Genomic DNA, 3,328 nt, shown 5'->3' on the forward strand with positions numbered 1-3,328 from the left:
GCGTCAGACCAATGACATCCGTCGCCAGGTTCTGGACCGAAAGCCGGCCGGGGAAGTGCAGGTAGCCGATCCTAAGGTGGTTTATCCGGCCAAGGCGAAAGTCCTGGAAAGCATCGAGGCTTTGATCCACCATTTTCACATTGCCAGTGAAGGGTTTCCTGTGCCCAAAGGAGAGGTTTACGCCAGCATTGAGTCCCCTAAAGGGGAGCTGGGATTTTATTTGGTAAGCGACGGCAGCAACAAACCGTGGCGGTTCCGGGTGCGGCCGCCGTCTTTTATCAACTTGAGCGCTCTGTCCACAATGGTTGAAGGGCGGTTGATAGCCGATGTGGTGGCCATCATCGGTTCCATCGATGTTGTCTTGGGAGAAATTGACCGGTGATCGAAAGGTTACGCTTCCATGACGTTGCAGCAGATCGTGGATAAATTGGGGCTGAAACCCCTTTCGGCCATATCTAAGCTCTCGGAAGAAATTACGGGGGGTTATGTGAGCGACCTTTTAAGCGACGTAATGGCCAACGCCAAAGCCGGCGACCTGTGGGTTACGCTGCAAACCCACCAAAACATTGTGGCCGTGGCCAGCCTGAAAGAAATCGCCGGCATTATCCTCATCGGGGGGAGAGAACCGGAAAAATTAACCCTAACCAAGGCGGAAGCAGAAAATATTCCCATTCTTCTCTCTGACCTTCCGGCCTTTGAAGTGGTCGGGCAACTTTACCAGATGGGGATTTCCGGACGAAGATGACCGGGTTGGCTCTGTGCAGGATCTTTCGCTACACATTCTGGATATCGTGGAAAACTCCCTCGCCGCAGGAGCCCGGCGGGTGGAAATTCGCATTGATGAGAATTTAAAAGAAGACCGGATGACCATAGAGATCGTGGATGATGGCTGTGGGATGGATGAAGAAATGATGCAGCGGGCCCTTGACCCCTTTTTTACCACCAAGATTGTCAGGCGCGTGGGCCTCGGGCTCCCGTTGCTTAGCGAATCGTGCCGGATGAGTAACGGAGAACTGTGTCTGCAGTCCAGTCCAGGGCAGGGCACCAAAGTGCGGGCCACGTTTCAACATAGCCACATCGACCGCAAGCCGCTGGGCAATATGGGCGATACCTTAATCACGTTGATCGCGGGGCACCCTGAAGTTGACCTCTTTTACGAGCATCGCAAGGATGGGGCCTTTTTTTCCTTGGATACCCCGGAGATCAAGGCCGCCTTGGGCGATATACCCCTGAATGAACCTCGGGTCATTTCCGCCTTGCGCAGCCATATCCTGGAGGGCCTGGAAGAGTTAGGCAGCTGAGGGAGCAGGAGCATGATCAAGGAGAGGCATAGACTATGAATGAGGAAAAAGGCCGGGCCGGAACCCCCACCAGCGAGATCCTCCCGGAGCAATGGCAAAAGATCGACGCAATCATTGAAAGGTACAAATATAAAGAAGGAACTCTGATCCCCGTTCTCAAGGAAACCCAGGAAGTTGTGGGTTTTCTTCCGCTGGAAGTTCAACACTACATCGCCGCGGGCATGAAGCTGCACCCCAGCCAAGTCTACGGAGTGGTTACCTTTTACTCCCTTTTCACCATGACCCCCCGCGGAAGGCATATCGTCAGGGTCTGCCTGGGCACAGCCTGCTATGTGCGCGGCGGGCAAGCGATTCTGGATTTGTTACGCCAAGAATTTAACGTGGATGTGAACCAGACCACGCCGGATCTTCTCTACACTCTGGAAGTGATCAACTGCCCGGGAACATGTGGCCTGGCGCCGGTGCTGTGCGTGAATGAAGACGTCCACGGAATCCCCGAGCCAGCCAAAGCCCTGGAGATTTTAAAGAACTATACCTAAAATATTTTTCTCTCCGGGAGGGATATAACTATGGCCAAATTATCCATCGAAGACCTGAAAAAAATCAAAGAATCCGTCCAGGCGAGTGTCAACCTCCGTGAAGGAGGGTACCGGGCCAAAGTCAATATCCACATGGGCACCTGTGGCATCGCTTCCGGAGCCCGGGGGCTCATGACCGCCGTCATGAATGAGATCGAAAAGGGGGACATCAAAGACGTCATCGTGACCACCTCTGGGTGCGCGGGGCTCTGCAGCCGCGAACCCATGATTACGGTAGAACTCCTGGGAGGCGCCCCCGTAAAATATATTGATCTCACCCCGGAAAAAATGCGGGAGATCTTCTCCGAGCATGTCCTTGGCGGCAATGTCGTGGAAAAATACGCCCTGGCTGTGGGGAGTGAGACGACGTTTTAGAAGTTTAGGAGGCTATCCATGGCAATGAAAGTTTTTCGGTCCCACCTCCTTATGTGCGCCGGTACCGCCTGTGTCTCTTGCGGAACCTTCAGGGTGCGGGAGCGTTTGGAAAAGGAACTTAAGGACCGGGGACTTGATGAAGAAGTAAAGGTCGTGATCACGGGCTGCAATGGTTTCTGCGCCGAAGGGCCGATCATGGTGGTTTATCCCGAGGGCATCTTCTACGGCAAGCTGAAACCGGAAGACATGCCCCTGATCGTGGAAGAGCATATCCTCAAAGGCCGCCCGGTTCCCAAGCTTTTTTATAAAGAACCGGTCAAGAAAGAGGTTATCCCCCTTCTGAAAGATATTCCGTTCTTCGGCCTGCAAGTTCTGCGGGTACTGCGCAACCGCGGACTGATCGACCCGGAGAACATTGACGAATACATCGCCAAAGATGGGTACGTGGCCCTGCACAAGGCCGTCACCCAGATGACCCCGGAGCAGATCATCGCCGAGATGAAAGAATCGGGCTTGCGCGGTCGGGGAGGAGCGGGTTTCCCTACGGGAGATAAATGGGCAGAAGCCGGAAAGTACAAACGCTTCCCCAAATACGTGATCTGCAACGGTGACGAAGGCGACCCCGGGGCATTCATGGACCGTTCTGTCCTGGAAGCCGATCCCCATGCCGTTCTGGAAGGCATGGCCATCTGCGCCAAATCGATCGATGCTAACGAAGGATATCTTTACGTCCGCGCCGAGTATCCTCTGGCCATCAAGCGTCTGAACCAAGCCATTGAGCAGGCCAGAAGCTATGGCCTCTTGGGGAAAGATATTTTTGGAACGGGTTTCGAATTTGATGCCTATGTTTATCCGGGGGCGGGGGCCTTCGTCTGCGGAGAATCCACAGCCCTGATGTTTTCCCTGGAAGGGAAGAGAGGAATGCCCAGAGCCAAACCCCCCCGTTCTGCCGAAGCCGGTCTCTGGGGTCAGCCTACGGTATTAAACAATGTGGAGACCTTCGCCAACGTGCCCCGGATTATCCTTAACGGGGCCAAGTGGTTCAATAGCCTGGGAACGGAGAAGAGCAAGGGA

Annotated in this window: 6 protein-coding genes; all 6 read left to right on the forward strand. The window is 54.4% G+C overall.

Features of this window, described 5'->3' with window-relative positions:
- On the forward strand, positions 1–382 hold a 382-nt coding region (locus tag Q7V48_02245; protein MDO9209559.1), incomplete at its 5' end, for an NADH-quinone oxidoreductase subunit D.
- Positions 383–400: 18 nt separating this feature from the next.
- On the forward strand, positions 401–745 hold the full coding sequence (locus Q7V48_02250) for a serine kinase (protein MDO9209560.1): 345 nt from the start codon (positions 401–403) through the stop codon (positions 743–745).
- 13 nt (positions 746–758) lie between these two features.
- Positions 759–1,301 (forward strand): ATP-binding protein, encoded by a 543-nt coding sequence (locus Q7V48_02255; protein MDO9209561.1) that lies wholly within the window; start codon positions 759–761, stop codon positions 1,299–1,301.
- 35 nt (positions 1,302–1,336) lie between these two features.
- Positions 1,337–1,840 (forward strand): NAD(P)H-dependent oxidoreductase subunit E, encoded by a 504-nt coding sequence (locus Q7V48_02260; GenBank protein MDO9209562.1) that lies wholly within the window; start codon positions 1,337–1,339, stop codon positions 1,838–1,840.
- Between the two features lie 30 nt (positions 1,841–1,870).
- Positions 1,871–2,254 carry a (2Fe-2S) ferredoxin domain-containing protein gene (locus Q7V48_02265; GenBank protein ID MDO9209563.1) on the forward strand — a complete coding sequence of 128 codons (384 nt, stop codon included), beginning with the start codon at positions 1,871–1,873 and terminating at the stop codon, positions 2,252–2,254.
- Between the two features lie 24 nt (positions 2,255–2,278).
- Positions 2,279–3,328: NAD(P)H-dependent oxidoreductase subunit E (locus Q7V48_02270; GenBank protein MDO9209564.1), on the forward strand; the 1,050-nt coding region annotated here is incomplete at its 3' end.

Source organism: Deltaproteobacteria bacterium (genome assembly GCA_030654105.1).
Classification (GTDB): Bacteria; Desulfobacterota; SM23-61; order SM23-61; family SM23-61; genus JAHJQK01.

What these genes read in the sequence shown, in the direction of transcription:
- Q7V48_02265 (MDO9209563.1), top strand. Translation starts at nt 1,871, where the DNA reads ATGGCCAAATTATCCATCGAAGACCTGAAAAAAATCAAAGAATCCGTC.
- Q7V48_02250 (MDO9209560.1), top strand. Translation starts at nt 401, where the DNA reads ATGACGTTGCAGCAGATCGTGGATAAATTGGGGCTGAAACCCCTTTCG.
- Q7V48_02260 (MDO9209562.1), top strand. Translation starts at nt 1,337, where the DNA reads ATGAATGAGGAAAAAGGCCGGGCCGGAACCCCCACCAGCGAGATCCTC.